25 protein-coding genes and 1 riboswitch are annotated in these 25,340 nt (G+C 74.6%); of the genes, 11 read left to right on the top strand and 14 right to left on the bottom strand.

The annotated features are described in order from the left end of the window. Positions 1-4 precede the first annotated feature (4 nt). Positions 5-865: a DUF3152 domain-containing protein gene (locus ACLQ2W_RS05010; RefSeq protein WP_425785393.1), complete on the bottom strand. Its 861-nt coding sequence runs from the start codon at positions 863-865 to the stop codon at positions 5-7. A gap of 139 nt (positions 866-1,004) precedes the next feature. Here ACLQ2W_RS05010 and ACLQ2W_RS05005 point away from each other — a divergent pair, with 139 nt between their 5' ends. The 4 genes from ACLQ2W_RS05005 (at position 1,005) to ACLQ2W_RS04990 (ending at position 4,648) form a co-directional block, all read left to right on the top strand. Beyond that, complete coding sequence (locus tag ACLQ2W_RS05005) at positions 1,005-2,204, top strand: DUF2786 domain-containing protein (protein WP_425785392.1); 1,200 nt, start codon at positions 1,005-1,007, stop codon at positions 2,202-2,204. A gap of 178 nt (positions 2,205-2,382) precedes the next feature. Continuing rightward, complete coding sequence (locus tag ACLQ2W_RS05000; protein WP_405094129.1) at positions 2,383-2,742, top strand: YciI family protein; 360 nt, start codon at positions 2,383-2,385, stop codon at positions 2,740-2,742. After that, positions 2,739-3,983, top strand: coding sequence for an RNA polymerase sigma factor (locus ACLQ2W_RS04995; RefSeq protein WP_425785391.1), 1,245 nt, complete (start codon positions 2,739-2,741; stop codon positions 3,981-3,983). The genes ACLQ2W_RS05000 and ACLQ2W_RS04995 overlap by 4 nt, the downstream gene beginning before the upstream one ends. A 29-nt stretch (positions 3,984-4,012) precedes the next feature. After that, a complete protein-coding gene (locus ACLQ2W_RS04990; protein WP_425785390.1) occupies positions 4,013-4,648 on the top strand; it encodes a dihydrofolate reductase family protein in 636 nt (211 codons plus the stop codon). Between the two features lie 60 nt (positions 4,649-4,708). On the opposite strand, the gene ACLQ2W_RS04985 is transcribed toward ACLQ2W_RS04990, so the two are convergent. The 4 genes from ACLQ2W_RS04985 to ACLQ2W_RS04970 form a co-directional block, all read right to left on the bottom strand. Further along, positions 4,709-4,882 carry a CsbD family protein gene (locus ACLQ2W_RS04985; RefSeq protein ID WP_281943306.1) on the bottom strand — a complete coding sequence of 58 codons (174 nt, stop codon included), beginning with the start codon at positions 4,880-4,882 and terminating at the stop codon, positions 4,709-4,711. Positions 4,883-4,962: 80 nt separating this feature from the next. Then, positions 4,963-7,218, bottom strand: a complete 2,256-nt coding sequence (locus ACLQ2W_RS04980) for a heavy metal translocating P-type ATPase (protein ID WP_425785389.1) — start codon at positions 7,216-7,218, stop codon at positions 4,963-4,965. Positions 7,219-7,234: 16 nt separating this feature from the next. Beyond that, positions 7,235-8,185, bottom strand: coding sequence for a hypothetical protein (locus tag ACLQ2W_RS04975; protein WP_425785388.1), 951 nt, complete (start codon positions 8,183-8,185; stop codon positions 7,235-7,237). Positions 8,186-8,219: 34 nt separating this feature from the next. Beyond that, complete coding sequence (locus tag ACLQ2W_RS04970; RefSeq protein ID WP_357294236.1) at positions 8,220-8,426, bottom strand: heavy-metal-associated domain-containing protein; 207 nt, start codon at positions 8,424-8,426, stop codon at positions 8,220-8,222. 79 nt (positions 8,427-8,505) lie between these two features. Between ACLQ2W_RS04970 and ACLQ2W_RS04965 the strand changes: the two genes are divergently transcribed. The 3 genes from ACLQ2W_RS04965 (at position 8,506) to ACLQ2W_RS04955 (ending at position 11,654) form a co-directional block, all read left to right on the top strand. Then, positions 8,506-8,805 carry a metal-sensitive transcriptional regulator gene (locus ACLQ2W_RS04965; protein ID WP_281943313.1) on the top strand — a complete coding sequence of 100 codons (300 nt, stop codon included), beginning with the start codon at positions 8,506-8,508 and terminating at the stop codon, positions 8,803-8,805. A gap of 226 nt (positions 8,806-9,031) precedes the next feature. After that, complete coding sequence (locus ACLQ2W_RS04960) at positions 9,032-10,339, top strand: YibE/F family protein (RefSeq protein WP_425785387.1); 1,308 nt, start codon at positions 9,032-9,034, stop codon at positions 10,337-10,339. Between the two features lie 154 nt (positions 10,340-10,493). Next, a riboswitch (cyclic di-AMP (ydaO/yuaA leader) is annotated at positions 10,494-10,624 on the top strand. A 4-nt stretch (positions 10,625-10,628) separates the two neighbouring features. Continuing rightward, on the top strand, positions 10,629-11,654 hold the full coding sequence (locus ACLQ2W_RS04955; RefSeq protein WP_425785386.1) for a coiled-coil domain-containing protein: 1,026 nt from the start codon (positions 10,629-10,631) through the stop codon (positions 11,652-11,654). Positions 11,655-11,710: 56 nt separating this feature from the next. On the opposite strand, the gene ACLQ2W_RS04950 is transcribed toward ACLQ2W_RS04955, so the two are convergent. Next, the gene (locus ACLQ2W_RS04950; protein ID WP_425785385.1) at positions 11,711-12,364 is read right to left on the bottom strand and encodes a carbonic anhydrase; all 654 of its coding nucleotides are present in this window, start codon (positions 12,362-12,364) and stop codon (positions 11,711-11,713) included. Positions 12,365-12,534: 170 nt separating this feature from the next. On the opposite strand from ACLQ2W_RS04950, the gene ACLQ2W_RS04945 reads away from it, so the two are divergent. Together ACLQ2W_RS04945 and mycP are read left to right on the top strand one after the other, a co-directional pair. Beyond that, the gene (locus tag ACLQ2W_RS04945) at positions 12,535-12,879 is read left to right on the top strand and encodes a helix-turn-helix transcriptional regulator (protein ID WP_281943321.1); all 345 of its coding nucleotides are present in this window, start codon (positions 12,535-12,537) and stop codon (positions 12,877-12,879) included. A 59-nt stretch (positions 12,880-12,938) separates the two neighbouring features. Beyond that, complete coding sequence (gene mycP, locus ACLQ2W_RS04940) at positions 12,939-14,177, top strand: type VII secretion-associated serine protease mycosin (protein ID WP_425785384.1); 1,239 nt, start codon at positions 12,939-12,941, stop codon at positions 14,175-14,177. 130 nt (positions 14,178-14,307) lie between these two features. Here the strand turns inward: mycP and ACLQ2W_RS04935 are convergent, their stop codons facing one another. From ACLQ2W_RS04935 to eccCa, 7 genes are all read right to left on the bottom strand, one after another. Next, positions 14,308-14,589: a WXG100 family type VII secretion target gene (locus ACLQ2W_RS04935; protein ID WP_091062555.1), complete on the bottom strand. Its 282-nt coding sequence runs from the start codon at positions 14,587-14,589 to the stop codon at positions 14,308-14,310. A 28-nt stretch (positions 14,590-14,617) separates the two neighbouring features. Further along, a complete protein-coding gene (locus ACLQ2W_RS04930) occupies positions 14,618-14,926 on the bottom strand; it encodes a WXG100 family type VII secretion target (protein WP_357294299.1) in 309 nt (102 codons plus the stop codon). Positions 14,927-15,101: 175 nt separating this feature from the next. After that, positions 15,102-15,371 (bottom strand): hypothetical protein, encoded by a 270-nt coding sequence (locus ACLQ2W_RS04925; RefSeq protein ID WP_425785383.1) that lies wholly within the window; start codon positions 15,369-15,371, stop codon positions 15,102-15,104. A gap of 14 nt (positions 15,372-15,385) precedes the next feature. Continuing rightward, positions 15,386-16,114: a hypothetical protein gene (locus ACLQ2W_RS04920; RefSeq protein WP_425785382.1), complete on the bottom strand. Its 729-nt coding sequence runs from the start codon at positions 16,112-16,114 to the stop codon at positions 15,386-15,388. 31 nt (positions 16,115-16,145) lie between these two features. Beyond that, positions 16,146-16,439 carry a hypothetical protein gene (locus ACLQ2W_RS04915; protein WP_405092214.1) on the bottom strand — a complete coding sequence of 98 codons (294 nt, stop codon included), beginning with the start codon at positions 16,437-16,439 and terminating at the stop codon, positions 16,146-16,148. A 13-nt stretch (positions 16,440-16,452) separates the two neighbouring features. Continuing rightward, positions 16,453-16,863, bottom strand: a complete 411-nt coding sequence (locus ACLQ2W_RS04910; protein WP_425785381.1) for a YbaB/EbfC family nucleoid-associated protein — start codon at positions 16,861-16,863, stop codon at positions 16,453-16,455. Positions 16,864-16,932: 69 nt separating this feature from the next. After that, positions 16,933-20,898: a type VII secretion protein EccCa gene (eccCa, locus tag ACLQ2W_RS04905; protein ID WP_425785380.1), complete on the bottom strand. Its 3,966-nt coding sequence runs from the start codon at positions 20,896-20,898 to the stop codon at positions 16,933-16,935. Positions 20,899-21,053: 155 nt separating this feature from the next. On the opposite strand from eccCa, the gene eccD reads away from it, so the two are divergent. After that, positions 21,054-22,451, top strand: coding sequence for a type VII secretion integral membrane protein EccD (eccD, locus tag ACLQ2W_RS04900; RefSeq protein ID WP_425785379.1), 1,398 nt, complete (start codon positions 21,054-21,056; stop codon positions 22,449-22,451). On the opposite strand, the gene ACLQ2W_RS04895 is transcribed toward eccD, so the two are convergent. Then, positions 22,435-23,604, bottom strand: a complete 1,170-nt coding sequence (locus ACLQ2W_RS04895; protein WP_425785378.1) for a type VII secretion protein EccE — start codon at positions 23,602-23,604, stop codon at positions 22,435-22,437. The genes eccD and ACLQ2W_RS04895 overlap by 17 nt on opposite strands. A gap of 160 nt (positions 23,605-23,764) precedes the next feature. On the opposite strand from ACLQ2W_RS04895, the gene eccB reads away from it, so the two are divergent. Further along, positions 23,765-25,243, top strand: a complete 1,479-nt coding sequence (gene eccB / locus ACLQ2W_RS04890; RefSeq protein ID WP_425785377.1) for a type VII secretion protein EccB — start codon at positions 23,765-23,767, stop codon at positions 25,241-25,243. The last annotated feature ends 97 nt before the right edge of the window (positions 25,244-25,340 follow it).

Here is a 25,340-nt window from a genome sequence, read left to right as displayed (position 1 = left end):
CGGGTCAGTGGTCCCCGGCCGGGATCGGGTCGTCGTACTGCCCGGACGGGCCGGCCAGCGGCTCGCCACCCACCATCGGCCACGCGTTCGGCGTGCAGCCGTGCAGGCCGAGCGTCTGCTGCACCATCACCGGCGCCGGGCCGCCGGAGCGGGGGCAGCGCTCGTGGCCGTGGCCGAGCCGGTGGCCCACCTCGTGGTTGAGCAGGTAGTGCCGGTAGAGGCCGAGGTCGGGCACGTGCGGCACGCCGTACACCCAGCGGGCCACGTTGATCACCACCCGGTCGCCGTTGCGGCAGGACGTGTAGCGGTCGGTCGGGTCGCCGCACAGCTCCCCCCGGGTGACCGGCGTGGTCAACAGCACGGTGAAGTCGGCCGGCGCGTCCCGGCCCACCCGTTGCAGCCGCCACCGGCCGTCACCGGTCCAGCCGCGCGGGTCGGCGAGCGTCGCCGCGACGTCCCGGGCGAAGCGCTCCACGTCCACGTTGCGGATGCCGTCCTCGACCGCGACCCGGTACCGCAGCAGCTCACCGCCGCGCCCGGCGACCGCGCCGGTGGTGTCGGCGGTGCGGAACCCGCCCCCGCCCCGGAGCGGGTAGCCGATGGCGGGTGACACCCGGCCGGCTGCCGGGACCGGCGACGGGGCGATCTTCACCGGCGGGGCGGTCGCCGCCGGCGGGCGCGCGGACGGCATCGCCGCCGGCACGGTCCGGTCCACCCCGACCGAGGCCAGCAGCTCCGGGTGGCGTCGCACCGCGTACCCACCGATCGCCGTGAGGCCGGTCACGACGAGCACCGCCGCGAACGCGCGGAGGCCGGCCCCCGACCGTCGTCGGCGGCGGTGCACGCCCCGGTCCTGCCCGCCCACGTCGCTCTCCGTCCGTCGCCCCGCCCGCGTTCCGGCCAGGAGTACGGATACCAGGTCCGGACGGTTGAACGGAAGGGCCGGGTACCGTCTGTGCCGGGGTGGACGACCTGCCGCCTGTCGGATTCCAGGGGAGCCACCCGTGTCACCAGCCGAGACGCTGCTCGACGACGCCCTCGCGGCGGCGCGCGGCACCGACGTACGCGCCGCCGAGCGCGCCCTCGACGCTCTGGTGGTGGGCGACGGCGCGGCGGTGGACGCGGCACTGCTCGCCCGCCTCGCCCGCGCCGTGGGGCGGCTCTGGCCGCGCGGCTGGCAGCCGGTCGACGTGGACCGGCTCGCCACCCGCCGGCTGACCGCGCGGGGCGCCCGGCTGCTGCGCGACACACTGGCCGCCCAGCGGCGCGCGCTGCCCGCACCGGTGCCGGCCTGGTTCGACGAGCAGCTCACCGACCTGGCCGCCCACTGGGACGCCGACGCGGGCTGGCTGGACCGCCGCGCCGACGGCGACCGGATCACCGCGTTGCGGGACGCGGTCGACGCGCTGGTGCTGGTCGAGTCACTGCCGCCGATCGCGGTGCTCCGGCCACCGCCCGGCGGCGCCGCCGTCCCGCTCGCCGCCGTGCCGGCCACCGGTTCCCGGATGCTCGACCGGGTACGCGCGCTGCTGGCCAAGGCCGAGTCGAGCGGCTACCCGGCCGAGGCGGAGGCGTTCACCGCGAAGGCGCAGGAGCTGATGGCCCGGCACAGCATCGACGCGGCGCTGCTCGCCGCCACCGCCGAGCGGCCCGACCAGCCGGGCGGGATGCGCCTCGGCACCGACGCCCCGTACGCGGCGGCGAAGGCGCTGCTGGTCCAGGAGGTGGCGGCGGCGAACCGGTGCGAGTCGGTCTGGTCCGACGACCTGGGCTTCGCCACCGTGCTCGGGTTCCCGGCCGACCTGGCCGCGGTGGAACTGCTGCACACGTCGCTGCTGGTGCAGGCCACCGCCGCGATGCTGCGCGGGCGTGGCGATCGCAGCGGACGCGGCAAGGGCGGCGGCCGGCGTACGAAGGGTTACGACGAGTCGTTCCTCAACGCGTTCGCGCTGCGGATCGGGGAGCGGTTGCGGGCGGCCAGCACGGCGGCGGCCGAGGAACACGCCGACGATCGGCTGCTGCCGGTGCTGGCGGCCCGGTCGGACGCCGTCCGGGAACGCGCCGACCAGCTCTTTCCCGGCACCACCCGGCACCGGCTCCAGGTGCGTGACACGGAGGGGTGGAGTTCCGGCACCACCGCCGCCGACCGCGCCTCCCTCGACGCCGGCCGCCCCGCCCCTCGCCCCCTACCCGGCCCACGCTGACCCGTCCTCACCTGGCACGCGAGGCCTGCGAGGTTCGGGTGCGTTTGTGGTAACGGGAGCGACGTCAGACGCACCCGACATGGCGTCTCCCCCGTGTCGGATCGGGTCGGTCGGCTCCGACCCGTCCGTGAGGCGCCACCGACGGTGGCCCGTACCCGAGGAGTGGACCGTGAAGTACATGCTGCTGATCTGGAACCGGCCCGGTTTCGCCGACGAGCTGACCGAGGCGGAGCGCACCGCGATCTTCGGCGAGGTCGGCGAGATCATGAAGGCGCTGACCGAGTCCGGTGAGCTGGTCGGCGGGGAGGCGCTGGCCGACCCGTCGCAGACCCGGACCGTACGCCCGGCGGGCGGCGGCACGGAGATCACCGACGGCCCGTTCGTGGAGAGCAAGGAGCAGTTCGCCGGCTATCTGACGGTCGACTGCGAGACGCCGGAGCGGGCCGTCGAGATCGCCGCGAGCTGGCCGGACGTGCGGCTCGGCTTCGGCGTGCTGGAGGTGCGCGCGGTGATGGAGCAGGCCGGGACGGAGATGTGACCTCCCGGGCGGTCGAGGACCTGCTGCGGACACTCGCGCCGCAGGTCCTCGGCGTGCTCGTCCGCCGGCACGGCCAGTTCTACGCCTGCGAGGACGCGGTCCAGGAGGCGCTGCTCGCCGCCGCCACCGGGTGGCCGGCGCAGGGCGTGCCGGAGCATCCCCGCGCCTGGCTGGTCACCGTGGCCACCCGCCGACTCACCGACGAGTGGCGCAGCGAACACGCCCGCCGGGCGCGCGAGGTCGCGGTGGCGGTCCGGCAGCCGGCGTACGCGGCGGTCGCCCCGCCCGCCGACGAGGAGCCGCCGAGCCGGGACGACACGTTGCGGCTGCTGTTTCTCTGCTGCCACCCGGCGTTGCCGGTCAACGCCCAGGTGGCGCTCACGCTGCGCGCGGTGGGCGGGTTGAGCACCGCCGAGATCGCGCGGGCGTACCTGGTGCCGGAAGCGACCATGAGCCAGCGGATCCGCCGCGCCAAGCAGCGGATCGAGGCGGCCGGGGCACGCTTCACGCTCCCGTCGGGCGCCGACCGGGACGAACGGCTGGGCGCGGTGCTGCGCGTGCTCTATCTGATCTTCAACGAGGGCTACACCGCGTCCAGCGGGGAGGCGCTGCACCGGGCCGAGCTGACCGGGGAGGCGATCCGGCTGGCCCGGGAGCTGCACCGGCTGCTGCCGGACCAGGGCGAGGTGGCCGGGCTGCTGGCGCTGATGCTGCTCACCGACGCGCACCGGGCCGCCCGGACCGGACCGGACGGGGAGCTGGTGCCGCTGGCCGAGCAGGACCGCACCCGCTGGGACACCGCTGCCGTGGCGGAGGGGATCGCGCTGGTGACCGACGCGTTGACCTGGTCGGCGCCCGGCCCGTACCAGGTGCAGGCCGCCATCGCCGCGGTGCACGCGGAGGCGCCCACCGCCGCGACCACGGACTGGCCGCAGATCGTGGCGCTCTACCGGGTGCTGGCCCGGCTCGCGCCCAACCCGATGGTCACGCTCAACCAGGCCGTCGCGGTGGCCATGGTGGACGGCCCCCGGGCCGGCTTGGCGCTGCTCGCCCCGCTGCACGCCGACGACCGGACCGCCGGCCACCACCGCCTCGCCGCCGTCCGCGCCCACCTGCTCGAACTGGCAGGCGACCGGGCGGACGCCCGGACCGCCTACCTGGCCGCCGCCCGGGCCACCACCAGCCTGCCCGAGCGGCGTTACCTGGAGGTACGCGCCGCGCGGCTGGCCGCCGAGCGATGAGTTCCGCCGGCCCGGCGGGTCCACCCCTCATGGGAGAGGTCACCAGTCAACTGTCGATGTCGTTGGACGGGTACGTGGCCGCGCCGGGTCAGAGCGTGCAGGATCCGCTCGGGCAGGGCGGCCTGCGGCTGCACGAGTGGGCGTTCGCCACCGAGAGCTGGCGCACGCAGCACGCCCTCACCGGCGGGGAACGCAACGTCGACGCCGACGTGGTCGAGGAGATGACCGCCGGCGTCGGGGCGTACGTGATGGGCCGGCGCATGTTCGGCGGCGGCGAGGGGCCGTGGGACCGGGCCTGGACCGGGTGGTGGGGTGCCGATCCGCCGTTCCGTGCCCCGGTGTATGTGCTGACCCATCACCCGCGGGCGTCGCTGCTGATGGCCGGCGGCACCGAGTTCCATTTCGTCACCGACGGCGCCGAGGCGGCGCTGGAGCGGGCCCGGGAGGCGGCCGGCGACGGCGACGTGTGTGTGGCCGGTGGCGGCGGCACGGTACGCGGCTACCTGGCGGCGGGCCTGCTCGACTCGCTCTGGCTGCACGTGGTGCCGATCGTGCTGGGCGGCGGCACGCCGCTCTTCGACGGACCGCTGGACGTGACCCTGACGCCGGAGCGGGTGGTCGCGGGTCCCACCGTCACCCACATCCGCTACCGCGTGCCGCGCTGACCGCCACGCAGCACGCCGGGCCGGCCCGAAGGCCGGCCCGGTGGGGTGTGCGAGCGTACGTCAGCTCTTGAAGGCGTCCTTGATCTTCTCGCCGGCCTGCTTGAGCTTGGCGCCGGCCTGGTCGTTGCGGCCCTCGGCCTCGAGGCGCTCGTTGTCGGTCGCCCGGCCGATGCCCTCCTTGACCTTGCCCGCGGTGTCCTGGGAAGCGTTGTCGATCTTGTCGTCGAGACCCATCGGAACCTCCAGCTCAACAGTTGCGTGACGACAACGAGTTACCCAACCGGCCGCCCGCCCAACCATGCCGGTGCCCGGCGTCACCCGATCGGGCGAAAGCGCCGCAGCCGCAGGCTGTTCGCCACCACGAACACCGACGAGAAGGCCATCGCCGCGCCGGCGAGCATCGGGTTGAGCAGCCCGGCGGCGGCCAGCGGCAGCGCGGCCACGTTGTAGGCGAACGCCCAGAACAGGTTGCCCTTGATGATCGTCAACGTGCGGCGGGAGAGCCGGATGGCGTCCGCCGCGGCCAGCAGGTCGCCCCGTACCAGCGTCAGGTCGGCGGCCTCGATGGCCACGTCGGTGCCGGTGCCCATGGCCAGCCCGAGGTCGGCGCGGGCCAGCGCGGCGGCGTCGTTGACCCCGTCCCCGACCATGGCCACCACCCGGCCCTCGCCCTGGAGCCGCTCGACCACGGCCACCTTGTCGGCGGGCAGCACCTCCGCGATCACCTCGTCGATGCCCACCTCGGCGGCCACCGCTCCGGCCACGGTGGCGTTGTCGCCGGTGAGCAGCACCGGGGTGAGCCCCAGGCCGCGCAGCCGGTCGACCGCCGCCCGGCTGGTCGGCCTCACCGCGTCGGCCACCGCGAGCACGCCCCGGGCCCGCCCGTCCCAGCCGGCCAGGACCGCCGTGCGGCCGGCGGCCTCCGCGCCGGTCGCGGCGCGCACGACCTCCTCGGGTACGTCGAGACCGCGCTCCCGCAGCAGTCGGAGCCGCCCGACCACCACGCTCCGGCCGTCGACCGTGCCGGTCACGCCGAGCCCCTCGGCGTTCGCGAAGTCGACGACGGCGGGCGTCGGACCGGCCTCGGCCGCGCCCTCGGCGACCGCCCGCGCGATCGGGTGCTCGGAGGCCGCCTCCAGCGCGCCGGCCAGCCGGAGCACCTCGCCGGCGTCCTCGCCGTCGGCGGGCAGCACCTCGACAAGCGTCATCCGGCCGGTGGTGACGGTGCCGGTCTTGTCCAGCACCACGGTGTCCACCCGTCGGGTGGACTCCAGCACCTCCGGTCCCTTGATCAGCACGCCGAGCTGCGCGCCGCGCCCGGTGCCGACCAGCAGCGCGGTCGGGGTGGCCAGGCCGAGCGCGCACGGGCACGCGATGATCAGCACGGCCACGGCGGCGGTGAACGCGGCGGTGGGCCCGGCGCCGGTGCCGAGCCACCAGCCCAGCGTGCCGGCGGCCAGGGCGATCACGATCGGCACGAACACGCCGGAGATCCGGTCGGCGAGGCGCTGCACCGCCGCCTTGCCGGTCTGCGCCTGTTCCACCAGCCGGGCCATCTGGGCGAGCTGGGTGTCGCCGCCGATCCGGGTGGCCCGGACCACCAGCCGGCCGCCGGCGTTGACGGTGGCGCCCACCACGGCGTCGCCCGGCCCGACCTCGACCGGCACCGACTCGCCGGTGAGCATGCTGGCGTCGACCGCCGAGGTGCCCTCCTCGACCACGCCGTCGGTGGCGACCTTCTCGCCGGGCCGGACCACGAACCGGTCGGCGACCGCGAGCTGGTCGACCGGGATCCGGACCTCCTGCCCGCCGCGCAGCACGGCCACGTCCTTCGCGCCCAGCTCCAGCAGGGCCCGCAGCGCGGAGCCGGCGGTGCGCTTGGCGCGGGCCTCGAAGTAGCGCCCGGCCAGGATGAAGACGGTCACCCCGGCGGCGGCCTCCAGGTAGATGTTGCCGGCGCCGTCGCCGCGGGTGATGTCGAACCGGAACGGGTGCGTCATCCCGGGCATCCCGGCGTCGCCGAGGAAGAGCGCCCAGAGCGACCAGCCGAACGCGGCCAGCGTGCCGAGCGAGACCAGCGTGTCCATGGTCGCCGCGCCGTGCCGCAGGTTGACCAGCGCGGCCCGGTGGAACGGCAGCCCGCCCCAGACCACCACCGGCGCGGCCAGCGTGAGCGAGGCCCACTGCCAGTAGTCGAACTGCCAGGCCGGCACCATCGCCAGCACGATCACCGGCAGCGTCAGCACGGCGGACACCCACAGCCGGGTACGCGCCACGCGCAGCTCGTCGACCGGCTCGGCGGCCGTGACCTCCCCGGCGCGGGCGGGCGGCGGCGGCACCTCGGCCGTGTAGCCGGTCTTCTCCACGGTGGCGATCAGGTCGGCCGGCGCGATGTCGTCGGCGTACCGGACGGTGGCCTTCTCGGTGGCGTAGTTCACCGTGGCCTCGACGCCGTCCATCCGGTTGAGCTTCTTCTCGATCCGGGCGGCGCAGGACGCGCAGGTCATGCCGCCGATCGCGAGTTCGATCAGGTTCGGCGCGGTCGGCAGCGTCTTTCCCGTGGTGGTCATCGCGACACCTCCCCGGTCAACTGTGCCCGTGCCCCGGCGTGCCGTGTCCGGCGTCCGGGGTCGATGCGGTGGTGGATGCCGGCGTGGGCTGATCGCCGGCCAGGACGGTGAACTCGGCGGTGTGCACCGTGTCGCCGTGGCGGAAGTCCAGGTAGAGACGGTACGCCCCGGCGGACGGCACCTCGGCCGCGAACGTGACCGCCGGCCCGGCGGGCGTGCGCCCGTCGTCGGGCGTGCCCTCCGGGTGCACGTGCAGGTAGGCCAGGTCGCCCTGACGCAGCGCCACCAGGTGCCCGTACGCGCCGAGGTAGGGCTGGAGGTCGGTGACCGGGCGACCGGCCCGGCTGACGGTGAGCGTGAGCCGGCTGGTGCGGCCGGGCTCCGGCGTGCCGGTGAGCGTGACCGTGTAGCCGTCGACCGTGGCGGTGGTGGCCGGCGCCGGCAGCGGCCGGGCGGCCAGCGGGCCGGGGACGGTGACGTCGACGCCGAGCGTCAGCGACTCGCCGCCGGTCGGCGTGAAGTCGGCGAACGCCCGCCAGACACCGGGCCCGGCGAGCGGCGAGGCGACCCGCCAGGTCCCGTCGGCGGCCAGTTCCGGGTGCACGTGCCGGAAGCCGGACAGGTCGCGGCGGGCGACGATCAGGTGCATGCGCTTGTCGTGCGCCACGTCGTAGCGGGTGACCGGTGCGCCGTCCGGGCCGGTGATCCGGAACGCGAACTCGCCGGCCGGGGCGGTCACCGGCTGGAGCGTGTAGCCCCGCTCGGAGACCAGCAGGCCGCCGGGCAGGTGCGCGTCGCCGGCGCTCTCGTCGCCGTGGCCGGCGGCTCCGTGGTCGGTGTCGGTGGTCTCGTGTCGGGTCTCGGCGGCCGGGGCGGCGGGACCGGCCACGTGACCGATCCCGTACGCCCCGGTGAACATCGCCGCGAGGCCGAGCGCGAAGCCACTCAGCTTCGTCGCCGTGTTCATGGTGCCTCCTCGGTTCTGCGGGTCCGCGGACCCGTCACGCCCCGGCGAGGTCGTAGCCGGCCTCGTCGACGGCGGCGCGCACGGCGTCCGCGTCCAGTGGTTCCCGGCTGGTGACGGTGACCCGGCCGGTGGCCAGGTCGACCTGGACGTCGGTGACGCCCGGCAGCGCGCTCAGCTCGGTGCTGACCGCGTTGACGCAGTGCCCGCAGGTCATGCCCCGCACCTGGTAGGTGGTGTCCATCTCGCCCTCCGTTCTGATACCCCCTGGGGGTACAAGCCGAACGGTATCATACCCCCGAGGGGTACGGTATCCTCGACGCATGACCACGCCGTCCACCCCGGTCCGGGGCTACACCGCCAGCAAGGACCAACTGCTCGCGCGGCTCCGCCGCATCGAGGGGCAGGTCCGGGGCATCGAGAAGATGGTCGAGGACGACCGTTACTGCATCGACGTGCTGACCCAGATCTCCGCCATCCAGGCCGCGCTGGACAAGGTCGCGCTGGGCCTGCTCGACGGCCACGCCCGGCACTGCATGCACGAGGGCGCCGCCGAGGGCCGAGCCGACGAGATGGCAACCGAAATGATGGCCGCCGTAGGCCGCCTCATGAAACGCGGCTGACCCACCCCCGCCCCCCGCCCCGCCCCGCCCCGCCGATCTTGCAGTTGCGGCCCTCGAAGCGCCCTGTTGGCGCCGTTTGCCAGGGCCACAACTGCAAGATCGCGCAGGTGGGGTGGCTACCATGATCCGGGCGGCAAGCACGGGCGTGGGCAGGACGCGTCCGCGCCGGCCGGGTGGACGACCGGGCCGGTGAATCGGTGCGCCGCGATTCGTAGGGAGAGCCAGCGTGGGCGCCGACCACACCCGTCCCGCCCTCGCCGCGCCGCCGGGCGTACGCCGGCTCCTGCTCGCGACCGTGGTGCCGCTCTTCGTGCTCACCGTGCTCGCGGCGCTGGTGCTCTGGCCCCGGGGCGGCGGCCCGGAGCCGGCCGAAGCCGAGAACGTGCCACGCCACCACGGCACGGTGACCCGGGTGGTGACCGAGCCCTGCCCGCCCACGCCGGAGGCCCCCGAGGGCGGCGGCGGCCGGTGCGGCACCGTGACGGTCGCCGCGGAGCAGGGCCCGGACGCCGGCCGGCAGGTCGAGACGCCGATCCCGGACGGGCCCGGCGCACCACGCGTCGAGGTCGGCGACGAGGTGATCCTGGTCGAGCTGACCGACCCGGCCGACCCGTCGGTGAAGGCGTACAACATCGCCGAGCACCAGCGCGCCACGCCGTTGATCTGGCTGGTGGCGCTCTTCGCCGCCGCGATCGTGGCGTTCGGGCGCTGGCGCGGGCTGGCCGCGTTGGGCGGGCTGGTGGCGAGCTTCGCCATCCTGCTCGGCTTCGTGCTGCCCGGCATCGGCGCCGGCCGGTCCCCGCTGCCGGTGGCGATCGTCGGCGCCGCGCTGATCATGTTCGTGGTGCTCTACCTGACCCACGGGATCACCGCGCAGACGTCGGTCGCGGTGCTCGGCACGCTCGGCAGCCTGGTGGTCACCGGCGTGCTGGGCACGCTCGCCACCGCCGCCACCCACCTGACCGGCTTCGGCAGCGAGGACGCCACCACGCTCTCCATGTTCCAGGGCGGCGTGGACCTGCACGGGCTGCTGCTGGCCGGCATCATCATCGGCTCGCTGGGCGTGCTGGACGACGTCACGGTCACCCAGGCGGCCACCGTCACCGAGCTGGCGCACGCCAACCCCGACCTGTCCCGGCGGCAGCTCTACCGGGCGGCCACCCGGGTGGGCCGTGCGCACATCGCGTCCACTGTCAACACCATCGTGCTGGCGTACGCGGGCGCCTCGCTGCCGCTGCTGCTCCTGCTGGTGGCCGACTCCCGCCCGGTGAGCGAGATCCTCACCAGCGAGTTCCTGGCCCAGGAGATCGTCCGCAGCGCGGTGGCGACGCTCGGTCTGATCGCCGCCGTACCGCTCACCACCGCGCTGGCCGCGGTCGTGGCCACCGCCGGGCGGCGCGGGCCGGCGGCCGAGGCGTCGCCGCCACCGCCGGACCGCCCCCCGGCGGCCCGCGGCGAAGCGCTGGAGGCGCTCGGCGGGACGCCGGCCGAACGGTGGCCCGGCCGCCGGGGAAGTACGGATGTCGCATGGTGACACTCCGCAGCGTGACGGCGCGCGGGAAACGCGATGCTGGTCACGCTGGGCAATGTCGAATTCTCGCGATTGGTCGGCTTCCGGGCGTAGATCCCCGGTCGACATCTCGGGTAACCTCGCTGCCGGTCACCGCCGAAGGCGCGCACCGGCGCCTGCGGTGCCGCCGCCCAATCGCCTCCGGGCGAGCCGGGGAACCAGGTACATGGGGTGAATCCGCGTCAGCGGTAGGGGCCGCTTCCGTCCCGAACCCGTCAGCTAACCCGGTCGGCGGCCGACGGAAGGGAACACTGTGACGGCACCCCTGCGCCGCTGCTTGACACCCGTGGTGGCCGTGCTCGCCGCGCTCGCCGTGCTGGTCGGGCCAACCCCGGCGTCGGCGGCCCCGCACACCGCCGCCCCCAACCCCTCGGGGCACTCGGAGGACGACGACCCACCGCTGATCAGCGAGGCCGTCACCGCCGCCAACCGGGCCTACCTCCAGGCCAAGTCCAAGCTGGACACGTCGCGCAAGCGGCAGCTCCAGCTCGCGCTCGAGGTGAAGGCGGCGCAGAACGAGCTCGACGCGCTCAGCCCGCAGGTCACCGAGATCGCCGCGCAGTCCTACCGCACCGGTCGGGTCGGTGCGATGGCGATGCTGCTGGAGAGCGACTCGCCCGACTCGTTCGTCCGCCGGGCCAGCGCCCTGGACGAACTCAACCTGTTCAACGGGCAGCGGCTCGCCGCCATCAACGCGGTGAAGACGCGCGCCGAACAGGCCAAGATCGCGCTCGACGCCGAGGTGCGCGAGCAGGAGAAGCAGACGAACGCGATGGCCCGCGAGAAGGTCGAGGCGCAGAAGGCGCTGAAGCTGGTCGGCGGGCTGGACTTCACCGGTGGCCTGGTCTCGGCCACCTCGCCGGTTGCCAAGATCGGCCCCGGCCGCACCGCCGACGGCGGGTGGAAGTCCGAGTCGTGCAGCGAGAACGACCCGACCACCTCCGGCTGCGTCACGCCGCGCACGCTGCACGCGTACAAGGAGGTCAAGCGCGCCGGCTTCAACCGCTTCGTGGGCTGCTACCGCCCCGGCGGGCCGTGGGAGCACCCCAAGGGCAAGGCGTGCGACTGGTCGTTGCAGAACAGCGGCTTCTCGCCGTGGCACAACAACGACACCCGCCGGTACGGCAACGAGGTGGCCGCCTTCCTCATCCGTAACGCCGACCGGTTGGGCATCTACTACGTGATCTGGAACCGGCAGATCTGGTTCCCGGCGACCGGCTGGAGTTCCTACAGCGGCCCCTCGAACCACACCGACCACGTGCACATGTCACTGCTCTGACGCGTACGCGAGAAGGGGCCGCCTCCGGGCGGCCCCTTCTGTGTGTCCGGGGGTGGTCAGCCGGCGAGCGCCGGGTCCACCGGTGCAGCCGGCGCGGGCACCGGGGCCGAGGACTGCGCCACCGTCCGCACCTCGCCGCCGCTGAGCCGGTACGACATGCCGGCCACCGCGCACGCTCCGGCGGCCACCCGCTCGGCGAGCACCGTCGAGCGGGCCAGCAGCGTCTCCACGGTCTGCGCGATGTGGATGTCGATGATGCCGTCGAGGTCGGTGACCTCCTGCCGGGCGGCCCGGAGCAGGCTGGGCGACACGGCGTCCACCACCGCGCCCAGGTGCCCGGCCGGCGCGGAGCCGGTGCGGACCGCCTCGCGGGCCGCCTGGACCGCGCCGCACGAGTCGTGGCCGAGCACCACCACGAGCGGCGTGCCGAGCACGGTCACCGCGTACTCGACGCTGCCGAGCACCTCGGGGCCGGCGGTGTGCCCGGCGGTACGCACCACGAAGAGGTCGCCGAGACCGCGGTCGAAGATGATCTCGGCGGCGAGCCGGGAGTCGGAGCAGCCGACGATCACCGCGAACGGGTGCTGGCCCTCGGCGACCGCGGCCCGGTGCCCGGCGTCCTGGTTCGGATGCTGCGGCACGCCGGTGACGAACCGGTGGTTACCGGCCCGCAGTTCGGCGAGTGCCTCGTCGGGAGTGCTCGGGATCATCGCTGCTCACCTCGTCCTCGGGCGGAACGACCGGGCCGGCGGTCGGCGGTGTCGGCCTCGCGACCCACCGTCACACGAGACCGATGGGACGTCAAGATTTCGTGATACGCATTTCATGCGTTATGACTCGACCTGCTCCGGGTCCGGGCAACCGCCCGCAACGCCATACGATGACCACCATGGCGACCACACCAGGCGAGGACGGGAGCCGCCGGCACTGGACCTTCCTCACCAACCACGGGCACGTGCTGCTGGCCATCGCGCGCAACCCCACCGCGCGGCTGCGGGACGTGGCGGACGAGGTGGGCGTCACCGAGCGGGCGGCCCAGGCGATCGTCGCCGACCTGGAGGCCGGCGGCTACCTCCACCGCACCCGGGTGGGCCGGCGCAACGAGTACACGATCAACCCGAACGGCCGCTTCCGGCACCCCGCCGAGGCCGACCAGCAGGTCGGGGCGTTGCTCGACCTCTTCGCCGCCGAACCGGCGGCCACCGACGCCACCCCCGAGCGTTGACCACGACCGGGCGGCCGTCCGTGCCCGCACGCGACCGGCCTCGACGGTAATCTCACCGCGTGCGCGACAGCTTGCGGCCGGACCGGACGACGGGACACGCCCGGGCCGGCCACCGGGTCAGGTCCGTCCTGTCCGGAGCGGCGGTGGCCGCCCTCGTCGCCGGCGCGGCGGCGGTGCCCGCCCCGGCGGTGGCGGCACCGAAGTGCGGGCCCACCGGCGGTCCGGCTCCCACCGAGGCGCCCTGGGCACTGAGCCGGCTCGACCCGGCCGCCGCCTGGCGGGTCGGCAAGGGGCGGGGCGTCACGGTCGCGGTCGTCGACTCCGGCGTCTCACCGACCCACCCGTTGCTGCGCGGCCGGGTGCTGCCCGGCGAGGACTTCAACCGGCTGGTCCACCTGCGCGGGCAGTGCGACCTGGTCGGGCACGGCACCATGGTGGCCGGCATCATCGCCGGCCGGGAGGGCAGCGGTTCGCCCTACACCGGCATCGCGCCGGAGGCCAGGATCCTGCCGCTGCGGGTGCTGGCGGAGAACAAGGAGAACTTCGACCCGGACGTGCCGGCTGAGATCGGCCGGGCGATCCGCTGGGCGGTCGACCACGACGCCGACGTGATCAACCTGTCCCTGGTCACGCTGGACGACCCGGCGTTGAGGTCGGCGGTCGCCCACGCGCTCGACGAGGGCGTGGTGGTGGTCGCCTCCGCCGGCAACCGGCAGGAGAACCGGGAGGACCGGCCGGCCTACCCGGCGGCGTACCCGGGGGTCATCGCCGTGGCCGGCATCGACGAGCAGGGCGGGCACGTCGGCAGCTCGGTCAGCGCGGACTACGTGGACATCGCCGGCCCCGGCCTGAACATCGTCGGCCCCGCGCCGCAGGGTCCGGGCTACCGGGCCGAGCCGCAGGGCGGGACGAGTTTCGCCACCGCGTACGTCTCCGGGGCGGCGGCGCTGGTGCGCGCCGCGTACCCGGACATCAGCCCCGACGAGGTGGCCTACCGGCTGACCCGCACCGCGGACAACCCGCCCGACGGGCACAACCCGCAGGTCGGCTACGGGATGGTCAATCCCTACCGGGCGGTGACCAGTCTGCTGGGCACCCGGAGCGACCCGCCGCTGGGCGCGCTGCCGCCGCCCGCCCCGCGCACCGACCCGCTGGCCCGGCAGCGCACCGCGGCGATCTGGGTCGCCGTGGTCGGCACGCTGCTGGCCGGCGTGCTGCTGACGGTGCGCCCGATCCTGGTACGCGGCCGGCGACGCGGAGGGCGACCCGGCCGGCGCGACGTCCCACGGGACGCCTGACGCACGACCGGCCGGCGACGCGGACGGCCGGGCCCAGCCGGGGCGGACCCGAGCCGCCGGGGCGGACCCGGAACACGGCACGGCTCCGCCCGACGCGAGCCGGAGCGGAGCCGTGCCGGACCGGTCGAGGTCAGTTGCCCCAGACCTTGGAGTTGCTCATCTCCGTGGTCATGTAGTTCTCGCGCGCGATGCCCACCGCGCCGCCGATCTCGTTGAGGACCTTGTTGATGTCCCGCACGGCGGCGTCCCACTGGGCCTGGTGCTGCTGGTAGGCGACCCGGTCCTGGCCCTCCCACTCGAGCTTCGTCAGCATGGCCCGCAGCGTGTCCAGCTTCTCGTCGATGGTCCGCGAGATGGCCTGCATCTGCTGGTTGCTGCTCTCGAGGACGGCGTAGTCAACCTTGATGCTCATCGATTCCCCCTCTGCCTGTCTGCGCGGATCACGGGTTGAGCGCAGCGTGGAACTTGTCCAGCATCTGCTGCTGCTCCTCGTCGTTGACCTGGTGCGTCGTGCCGGACTTGTCGAGCAGGTCAGCGATGTTGTCCATCGCGGTGAGCAGCTTGTTCGTGTCCTCGTTCCAGCGGGTCATCAGGCCCTGGAAGCCCGTGGAAGCCTGGCCCTTCCAGGCCATGGCCAGGTCGTCGACCACGTTCCACAGCTTCTTGAGCTCACCGTCGACATCGCTGCGCGTGGACCGCACGTCACTCGCGGCGGTGTGCAGACTCGCTGCACTGACCTCGAACGCCATGCTTCACACCCTTCCGTCATCTTGTGGCGGCGGATCCGCCGCGCCCTCCCCCGCGGCAAGGCGAACCCACCCCACCGACGGCACATCAAGCGAACCGTAGCGGACGACGTCCAAACCGCGCAGCCCTGCCGGGCGATCCGAAGCGGACCGTCCGAAGTGGAGACGCGGTTCGTGGTCAGAACCGGTCGCGGCGCGTCCTGACCAGCAGCGTCACGCCGAAGACCAGCACCGCGACGAGCAGCACCGCCGCCAGCCACAGCAGCGGCTTGTCGAAGGCGCCCTCGACCACCACCACCAGCAGCGCGGCGCAGCCGCTGAGCACCACCACCTCGGCGGCCAGCCGGAGCCGGGGCGAGCGGGTCAGCCCGGCGATCAGGGCCAGCACCAGGAAGCCCGGGATGGTGAGCACGAAGTAGACGAACAACCAGGTGATCAGCGTGTCCACGTGGCCGGCTCCCGTCACTTGTAGAACTTGCTGTCCTTGACCCAGTCGATCTTGATGTCCTTGATCCCCGGGTCGGTGCCGGTGGGCGCCCAACCGGGCCGGGAGTCCGCCGCGAACATCACCCGGCTGTCGGTGTTGAACCCGGCCATCACGGCGTGCAGGAGCGCCCCGATGTCCCCGAAGACCATCACCAGGATGGCGGCGGTCGCCGTCAGGCCGGCGATGCCGATGGCCTGCGCCAACGCGGAGGTGGCCGGGAAGAACTGGAGCGCGATCGAGGCGATCACCGCCACCAGGACCGGCATCATCGCCTGGGCGAACCCGGAGACCGCGTCGTTGTAGGCGTCCCGGGCCGAGGTGAGCGTCTCCATGTTGGTGTTGAACGCGTCGGCCAGCGAGTCGATCTCCGCGCCGAGCTTGCGGATGAAGAGGTCGAACGCGTCCCGGTCGTCGAAGTCCCACTCCTTCGCGTCCGGCGGGACCGCCGCCATCGCGGCGCCGAACTGATCCGACCCGAGCAGACGCGCGGCCTCCTCCCACTTCTTGATCGTCTCGTTGACCCGCTGGTTGTCGAACATCTCCAGGTAGAGGATGGCGCCGATCAGCCCCGCCGAGGCGGCGATCCACATCAGGTTGCCGCGGGCGATCGCCGCCGCCGACCGGACCGGCGCGGTCGTCTCGGCGACCGAGACCGTGCCGGTCACCGAGCCGGAGGCGTTGGCGATGAAGATCTCCGGTGGCATCAGGCGTCCTCCCCCTGGTCGGCCCGGCCGGTCACTTGACCACCCAGGGCTGATCCGACTTCTCCCAGTTCTTCGCGCTCTGTTCGAGCTGCTCCGCGGCCCGGTGCAGGTGCTCGATGCCGGCCCGGACATTGTCGAGGTGCCCGTCCACCGAGGCGTTGTGCCGCTCCACCGCACCGTGGCCGAACATGCTCAACGCGCCGCCCGGCAGTTTCACGTCCGCCAGCAGCGTCTGCACGTTGCGCAGGTACTGGATCGGACCGTCCGGCGCGTCGAGCATCCGGCCGGCCTTGCGGATCGCGTCGACGTCCACCGTGTTCGCCATCGTCGGCCCCCGCTCAGCGCCGCAGACCGCGGGTCGGGTCGGACAGGTCCACCCCGAACTGGCGGAACCAGTCCTCCGGGGTCAGCGTGCCGTCCTGCGCGCGGCGGACCAGGTCGGAGTCGCCGAGCGTCTCGGCCAGCATCTCCCGCTGCCGCTCCGCGAAGGCCGCGTACGCCGCGTCGACGGCCGCCTGGACCGACTCCGCCAGCGCGAAGCTGTCCAGCCGCATGGCCCGGGCGTTCAGCTCGATGTTCCCGACCTTCATCTCACCGTCGACGGTCACCCGGACCAGGCCGTCCGGGCTCTCCCCGGCCACCCGCAGCTCCGCCCGCTGCTGCTGAAGCTCGACCAGCCGGCGCTGCTGCTCCTGGGCCTGCCGCAACAGGCTCTCCACGGCTCCACCGATACCCGACGGGCTGCTCACCACGGGCTCCCCTCCACACTCGCGACGTCGCGCCGACGCTACCGGACCGACGGTCCGCCGTCCGACCCGTCAGGCCGGCTCCGTCCAGGCGGTCTGGATCAACTGCTGGCCGTCGCGGCGGCGGACCAGGGTGCCCCGGCCCGGCGGCTGCGGGCCGGGCCGCAGGTTGCCGAAGACCGCGCCCTCCTCCCGGCTGCCGGACATCAGCAGGCCCGGCGAGTCCAGCTCGCGCAGGCGTTGCAGCACCGGCTCGTAGAGCGCCCGGGCCACGCCGCCCACCCGCCGGGTGACGATCAGGTGCAGGCCGATGTCCCGCGCCTGCGGCAGCAGCTCGTGCAGCGCGCTGAGCGGGTTGCTCCCGCCGGAGGCGACCAGGTCGTAGTCGTCCACCAGGATGTACAGTTCCGGCCCCTTCCACCAGCTCCGGTCGCGGAGCTGCGCGGTAGTCACGTCCGGGCCCGGCAGCCGGTTCTGGAGGGCGCTGCGGATCGAGCCGAGCCCCTGACTGAACACCTGGTTGGACGGCGCGTAGTCGAGCAGGTGGTCACCCTCGACCGCGCCCAGCAGGCCACGCCGGTAGTCGGCGATGACCAACCGCGCCTGCGCCGGCGTGTACCGCTCGGCGATCCCCCGGGCGATCAGCCGCAGCAGGTTGGTCTTGCCGCACTCGGCGTCGCCGAAGACGGTCAGGTGCGGCTCGCCCGCCAGGTCCAGGTGGACCGGGGCCAACGCCGACTCGTTCACCCCGATCGGGATGCCCGGGACGGCCCGGTCGACCACCGTGGCCAGCTCGTCGACCGTGAGCCGGCGCGGCAACAGCCGGACCTTCGGCGCCGGCCGGCCCGGCCAGTTCGCCGCCACGTGCCCGGCCAACGCGACCGACGCCTCGGTCAGGTCCTCGATGTCGCGCCTGCCGTCGATCCGCGAGACCGCGGTCAGGAAGTGCAGCTTGTCGCGGGTCAGGCCGCGGCCCGGCGCACCGACCGGCACGTTCTGCGCGGCCCGCCGGTCGATCTCCGACTCGGCCGGGTCACCCAGCCGCAGCTCCAGCCTGGTGCCGAGCAGATCGCGCATGCTGATCCGGATCTCCGCCCACCGCACCGCCGTGACCACCACGTGCACGCCGAAGCCCAGCCCCCGGTTGGCCAGGTTGGTGATGGTCTGCTCCAGCTCCTCGTACTCCTGGCGCAGCGTGTTCCAGCCGTCCACGACGAGGAAGACGTCCCCGAACGGGTCGTCGGCGAACTCCCCGGCGGCCCGCCGCCGGCGGTAACTCGCCACCGAGTCGATGCCGTGCTGAGTGAACCGGTTCTCCCGCTCGTCGAGCACGGCCACCACCTCGGCCACCGTCCGGCGGACCGCCTCGACATCGCGCCGGCCGGCCACGCCCGCGACGTGCGGCAGCGCGTCCAGGCTGCGCAGCGCGCCACCACCGAAGTCGAGGCAGAAGAACTGCACCTCGCGCGGCGTGTGGGTGAGCGCCAGGGCGGCCAGCAGGGAGCGCAACATGGTGCTCTTGCCACTGAGCGAGGCGCCCACGATCACCACGTTGCCGCCGGCCCCGGCAAGGTCGACCATCATCGGGTCGCGGCGCTGCTCGTACGGCCGGTCCACGATGCCCACCGGCACGGCGAGCCGGCCGCGGCCCGGCCACTCCGCGGTGGTCAGGCCGAACGTCGGGTGCACGCTCAACGGCGGCAGCAGCTCGGCCAACCCGGACGGCTCGGCCAGCGGCGGCAGCCAGACCTGGTGCGCGGGGCGTCCCCGGCCCCGGAGCTGGCCGATCAGCACGTCCAGCGTGGACACGGTCCTGCCGTCGCCGGTCTGCTCGGGCTCCGGCGCGGTCTCCGCCGCGGTCGGCAGCGCCGGCACCGGCACGTGGTCGACGCCGTACGGCACGATCCGGCGCTGCACCTGCGCCCGGGTGGAGCGCTGCACCTGCCCCGGCGCCCGGTACGGGCCGGAGACGTAGGCGGCGCGGAACCGCAGCATGGTGGCCGTGTCGGTCTTGAGATAGCCGTGCCCGGGCGCGCTCGGCAGCTCGTACGCGTCCGGCACGCCCAGCACGATCCGGCTCTCCACCGCCGAGAACGTCCGCAGGCCGATCCGGTACGACAGGTGCGTGTCCAGCCCGCGCAGCTTCCCCTCCTCCAGCCGCTGCGAGGCGAGCAGCAGGTGCACGCCGAGCGACCGACCGAGCCGGCCGATCATCACGAACAGGTCGATGAAGTCCGGCTTGGCGGCCAGCAGCTCGGAGAACTCGTCGCAGATGATGAGCAGGCTGGGCATCGGCTCCAGCGGCTCGCCGGCCGCCCGCGCCTGCTCGTAGTCGTAGCGGGACACGTAGTTGCCGGCCGCCCGCAGCACCTCCTGCCGCCGGTTCATCTCGCCGGCCAGCGCGTCGCGCATGCGGTCGACAAGCGGCAGCTCGTCCGACAGGTTGGTGATCACGGCGCTGGTGTGCGGCAACGCGTCGAGCGAGGCGAACGTCGCGCCGCCCTTGAAGTCGACCAGGACGAAGTTCAACTCTGCCGAGGAGTGCGTCACCGCCAACGCGCCGACCACGGTCCGCAGCAGCTCGCTCTTGCCGGAGCCGGTCGCGCCGATGACCAGGCCGTGCGGGCCCATGCCCTCGTGCGCGGACTCCTTGAAGTCCAGCTCGACCACGTTGCCGTCCGGCCCCAGGCCGAGCGGGATGCGCAGCCGGTCCCGGTGGTTGCGGGGCCGCCAGGTCTGCCGAACGTCCACCGTGGCCGCGTCGCCGACGCCGAGCAGGTCGGGCAGCTCCATGCTGCGGGCCAGCGGCTCGTCGGTGCTGGCGTCCTGCTGCGGGGAGAGCCGGAACGGCGCGAGCTGCCGGGCCAACCCCTCGGCCGCCGGCCGGGTCAACCGGTCCGGCCGGCCGAGCCGGGGCGCGGTGGCGGCGCCGATCAGGCCGAGCCCGGTGCCGTCGCCGACGTCCAGGCCGAGCAGCCAGCGGCCGGCGTCCCGGGGCACCGTGCCGGACAGGTCCACCACCGTGGTGCCGAGCAGCCCCGGCCCGGTCAGCGCGCAGGTCGCCGACACCTCGCCGCCGTCGAGCACCACCACCACGTGCGGCGCGGTGGTGAGCGGCTTCGCCTCGGGGGCGAACCGGGGCCGGCCACCCAGCTCGTGGGCGAGCGCCGACTCCGCCTCGACCAGGCCGGCGAAGACCAGTCGACGCGCGCCCGCCGCGTCCGTACGCCCCGGGTGCTGGGCGTGCGGCAGCCACTTGACCCAGTCCCAGGCCGGCTGCCGGTCCGGCGCGGCCACCACGACCACCAGCAGGTCCTCCGGGGCGTGGAACGTCACCAACTGGCCCAGCGCGGCCCGCGCCAGGTCGAGCACCGGCTCCCGGTCGCCGCGCACCGCGATCCGGCCGAACGCCCGCAGCGACAGCGCGGTGGGCAGCTCCGGCACGCTGGAGTGGGCGCGGACGAACCGGCGCAACGCGATCGCGCTCATCGGTTCCAGGTCCTCCACCGGCTTGGTCTCCGGCGGCACGATCTCCACCGCCAGCCGCTGCGGGCCGAGCGCGATGCGTACCTCGCCGAAGTCGTCCTCGGTGGGCCGCCGCTCCCACCGCCGGCGGGAGGCGGCGATCGACCAGAGCGCGTCCGGCTCCGGGTGCCGCCAGGTCATCGCGGCGCGCTGCTGCTCGGCCGCCCGCCGGGTGCGCTTGCGCATCTGCGCCAGGTAACGCATGTAGTCGCGGCGCTGGGCGTTCAGCTCCGCCTTGTCGTTGCCGCCGGTGCCGAGCGTGCCGATCGCCATGCCCAACATGGACACGCCGAACAGGCCGCCGGCCACGTACGTCATCATGCCGCCGCCACGGCCGGCGTAGAGGAAGGCCATCGCGCCGACGCCGCAGAGCATCGGCAGGATCATCAGCACCTGCCCCATGCCCTTGGCCTGCGGCTCCGGCAGCTCGGGCGGGGACTCCAGCAGCACCTCACCGCGCGGCATCGCCGGCCCCGGTTGACGCGGTGGCCGGCGGAACACCACCGTACCCACGGCTCTCCCCTCCCCCGCAGGTCCGCCACCGCCGCGAGCGTCGGGTGGGCGACCTGTGCGACCGCCATCGTAGGTAATCTCCCGGAGGCGTCGTGGACCCGTGGGGACGACGTCGACGGCCGGGGCGGATCGTAGGCGAGCACGAGGAGGCCACTGTGGCGACGAAGGCGGCGACCGGCGGGCTGAGCCGGATCACCATCGTGGCGCCACGGACCCGGATGGACCTGGCCCTCCCCGCCGACGTGCCGCTGGCCGACCTGCTGCCGACGCTGCTGCGCCACGCCGGCGAGGAGCTCGCCGACGAGGGCGTGGGGCACGGCGGGTGGAGCCTGTCCCGACTCGGCGGGCCGCCGCTCGACGGTGGGCGTACCGCCGCGCAGCTCGACGTCCGCGACGGCGAGGTGCTCTTCTTCAACCCGCGCGCCGCCACCGCGCCCGAGATCGTCTTCGACGACGTGGTGGACGCCGTCGCCACCTCCACCACCCAACGGCCCGGCGCCTGGCAGGTGGGCACCACCCGGGCGTACGCGGTGCTGCTCGCCTCCTCGGCGCTGGCCGCCGGCGCGGTCGCGGCGCTGCTCGCCGGGCCGCCGCAGCTACCCGGCGCGGTGGCCGCCCTGGTGGTGGCGGTGGCCCTGCTGGTCGGTGCCGCGGTGCTGTCCCGGGCGGCCGGCGACAGCCGCACCGGCGCGGTGCTGGCCCTGGTCGGGGTCGGCCACGCGGGCGTCGGCGGCCTGCTGGTGCTCGCCGGGGACCGGCCGCTGACCGACCTGGCCAGCCCGCACGTGCTGCTCGCCGGCACCGCCGTGGTGCTCTTCGGCGCGCTCGCCGCGCTCGCCGTCGGGGACCGGACGCCGTGGTTCCTCGGCACGGTGGGCGTGGGCGCGGCGGTCGGCTTCGGCGCGGTGCTCAGCCTGGCGTTCGACATCGACGCCGCCGCCTCGGCGGCGGTGGTGTCGGCCGTGGCGTTCGGCGCGCTGCCGGCGCTGCCGATGCTCGCCTACCGGCTCGCCCGGCTGCCGGTGCCGTCCATTCCGACCGGCCCGGAGGACCTGAAGACCGACACCGAGTCGGTGGACGGGCCGTCCGTGCTGCGCGACAGCGAGCGCGCCGACGGGTTCCTCACCGGTCTGCTGTGGACCGTCGCGCTGCTGGTGCTCGGCGGTGAGCTGGTGCTGGCCGTTGACGGTCGGCTCCCGGCGGTGCTGCTCTGCCTGGTGCTCGCGCTGCTGTCGCTGCTGCGGGCCCGCCCGTTCCTCGGCCGCAGCCAACGCACCCCGGTGCTGCTCGCCGGCACGCTCGGCCTCGGGCTCGTCACCGCGGCGGTCTTCGACACAAGCTCGCTGCCGGTGCGGCTCGGCCTGATCCTCGGCGGGCTGACCGTGGTGGCCGCGATCAGCCTGGTCTACGGGCTCACCGTGGCCGGCAAGCGGATCTCCCCGGTCTGGGGCCGGGTCCTGGACATCGTCGAGATCCTGCTGATCGTCGCGCTGGTGCCGCTGGCCGTCTGGGTCTGCGGCGCGTACGGCTGGATCGTCAACCTTCGACCGTGACGGTGCCCATCGCGGTGCCCACCGGCGCGGTGGCGTAGACGCCGGGCCCGTGCTGGCCGTCCAGCGGGCGGGCCGGCACCCCGGCCCGTCGGGCCATCTCCCGGACGGCCTTCACCAGCGCCTCGGCGTGCCCGTCCATGGCCGCCACCCGCAGCAGCGGGGGGAGCCGCCGGCCACCGGGGAGCACCACCGCCGCGACCGTGTGCGACGGCGCGGAGGTGGCGGTGACCGCGTCCACAAGCGCGCCCAGCGAGCCGTGGGGGCGGACCCGCAGCGCCAGGCAGCGTTGCGTCCAGCCGCCCCCGCGCAGGCCGGTCCAGGTCTCGGCCGGGGACTCCGGCGCCAGGTCGAGCCCGGCCCCGGAGACCACCGCCGCGTGCAGCTCGTCGCGACCCAGCACGCGGTGCCCGAGCCCGGCGGCGTGCAGCGCCTTGCCGAGCCGACCCACGCCGGCCGCCACCGTCCGGTGCACGCCGCGCAGGCCGCCGCCGCGGCTCACCGTCTCGGCCCGGGCGTCACCCACGGCCAGCCGCAGCGCCACCCACACGGTGCGGTGCGCGGCCGGGGCCGCCCCCGGCGCCGGGTACCAGACCAGGGTGTGCGAGACGACCTGGGTCTGGGTGACCGGGCCGGCGAAGTCGGCGAGCACCGCGAGGGCCCGGTCCACGGTCGCCGCCTCGATCGACCCGGCGGGCGCACCGGGCCGACCGGTCAGCGCCACCGCGGCGAACCAGCCCCGGTCGTCCTGACCGATGCCGAGCCGGGTGCCGCGCTCGGTCAGCTCCACCACGGTCAGCTCGGGCGCGAGCGCGGCCAACCGGGGGTCACCGGCCGGCAGCGCGCCCCGGGCCCGGTCCCGACGACGGCGCAGCCGGCGGCGGAGCATCAGGTCCTCGTACCACCATCGGCCGCCCCGCCGGGCGAACGCGGCCACCACGGACAGCAGCGCGAGCAGCGCCACGGTGGCGAGCAGCCAGGCCGGGCCGGCGGTGGCGAACCAGACGGCGAGCGCGGCGCACTCGGCCACCACGAGCTGACCGACGACGACCGGGCCCAGGCGGCCCCGGCGTCGCCTGTCCCCCGGCGTGACCGGCCGGTCCGCCGGGGCGGGGGCGGTCGCCGTACGACCGGGTGGCGCCTGGAGCTGCGTCATCGGTGAGCGTCCCTTCTGGACATCTGGGCACCTGCCGGCGGATGCCCTCGCCGGGCGGCGGACGGGGTCCGGCGCACCCCCGACGGCCCCTTATCGTAGGGAAGCCCGCGGCGCTGTTCGGCCCTGATCGTCGCGGGCCCACCCGGCCCGGAGGTTAGTCATGCGGACCCGCCGTGATCAGGTGCAGGCGTACCGCTTCGTCACCCGCCGCATCGTCTCGGCGCTGCTCTCCGGTGACCCGGAGACCAACGACCTGCCGATGCGCCGGCTCGGCCTGGCGGTGTTCGGCAGCGTCATCGCCGCGGCGGTGGTCCTCGGCGGCGTGGGCGCGTACGGGCAACTGACCAGCAACTCCGCCCCGCTCGAACCGAACACCGTGGTGATCGAGCGGGAGACCGGCGCAACCTACTGGTTCGGTGACGACCGGGTGCTGCACCCGACGCTCAACTACGCCTCGGCCCGGCTCGTCGTCGACGACGCGTCGGCGACGGTGCGCACCGTGTCGCAGGCGTCGATCCGGGACCGGCCGCGCGGTCGGATGGTGGGCATCGTGGGCGCGCCGGACGACCTGCCCGACCGTACGTCGCTGGTCGGGCTCCCCTGGTCGGTCTGCGACGTGCCGGACCCGAACGACAGGCGCCGCTCGACCACCCGGCTGCTGATCGACCGGCCGTTGTCCGGCGGCATCCCGCTCACCGACCGGGCCGTCCTGGTCCGCTCCGGCGACGCCCGCTGGCTGCTGACCGGCGGCGCCCGGCTGCGCGTGGTCGGCGACGAGCAGGCGCTGGTGGCGTTGCGGATGGCCGGCGCGGCCAACCTCACCGTCGGCCCGCAACTGCTCAACGCGGTGCCGGTGGGCCCGGCGCTGCGCAGGCCCACGATCGGCGGGGACGGCGGCCCGAGCGGGCTGACGGTGGCCGACCGGCCGGCCCGGGTCGGTCAGGTCTACCAGGCCGCCGGCCAGTTCTACGTCCTCACCCGGCAGGGCCTGGCGGCGGTCGGCGAGGTCACCGCCCGGCTGCTGCTCGGTGGCGGCGGCGGGATCACCGACATCACCCCGGACGAGGCCGGCCGGCTCTACACCGACCAGCGGCTGGAGGCGGACGGGCTGCCGGCCCGGATGCCCACGCTGCACGAGGTGCGCCCCGGCCGTACCGTGCTCTGCGCCACCTACCGGTCCGGTCCGGCCGGCCAGCCGCCGACCACCACGCTGGAGGTCTTCGACGCCCCGCCGGCGGAGCTGACCGCGGCGACCGCGCTGCCGGCGCGGCAGGGTGCCCGGGACGCGGTCCGCACCGCCGAAAGCGTGCTGCTGCCCGGCGGCAAGGGCGCGTTGGTGCAGGCCACCGCCGGGGAGAGCGGCAAGCCGGCGGCCGGCGCCACGGTCTACCTGATCACCGCGCAGGGGATCCGCTACCCGCTCGGCACCGCCGCCGGGGACGCGCGGAGCGCCCTCGGCTACGGCGACGTGAGCCCGGTGGCGGTGCCCGCCTCGCTGCTGGCGCTGGTGCCGACCGGGCCGACCCTGGCCCGCGCGGACGCCATGGCGTACTTCGATGCGACGGCGCTGCCGGAGCGCGCCGCGACGCCCGTGCCGGCCCCGCCGGACGGTGCGGCGTCCCAGGTCGGAGGCGGCTGACCGGCCGACGTGGAGCGTCGCGTCCGGGGGCCACCCGGGTGGGCGCGGTTCGACTAATCTGAGCACGGCCACCGGCTCTCGACGAGGACAACGGGGA

Source organism: Micromonospora sp. DT227, from assembly GCF_049841835.1.
In the GTDB taxonomy this organism is placed as follows: Bacteria; Actinomycetota; Actinomycetes; order Mycobacteriales; family Micromonosporaceae; genus Micromonospora.
This window is presented reverse-complemented; position numbering and strand designations above follow the sequence as displayed.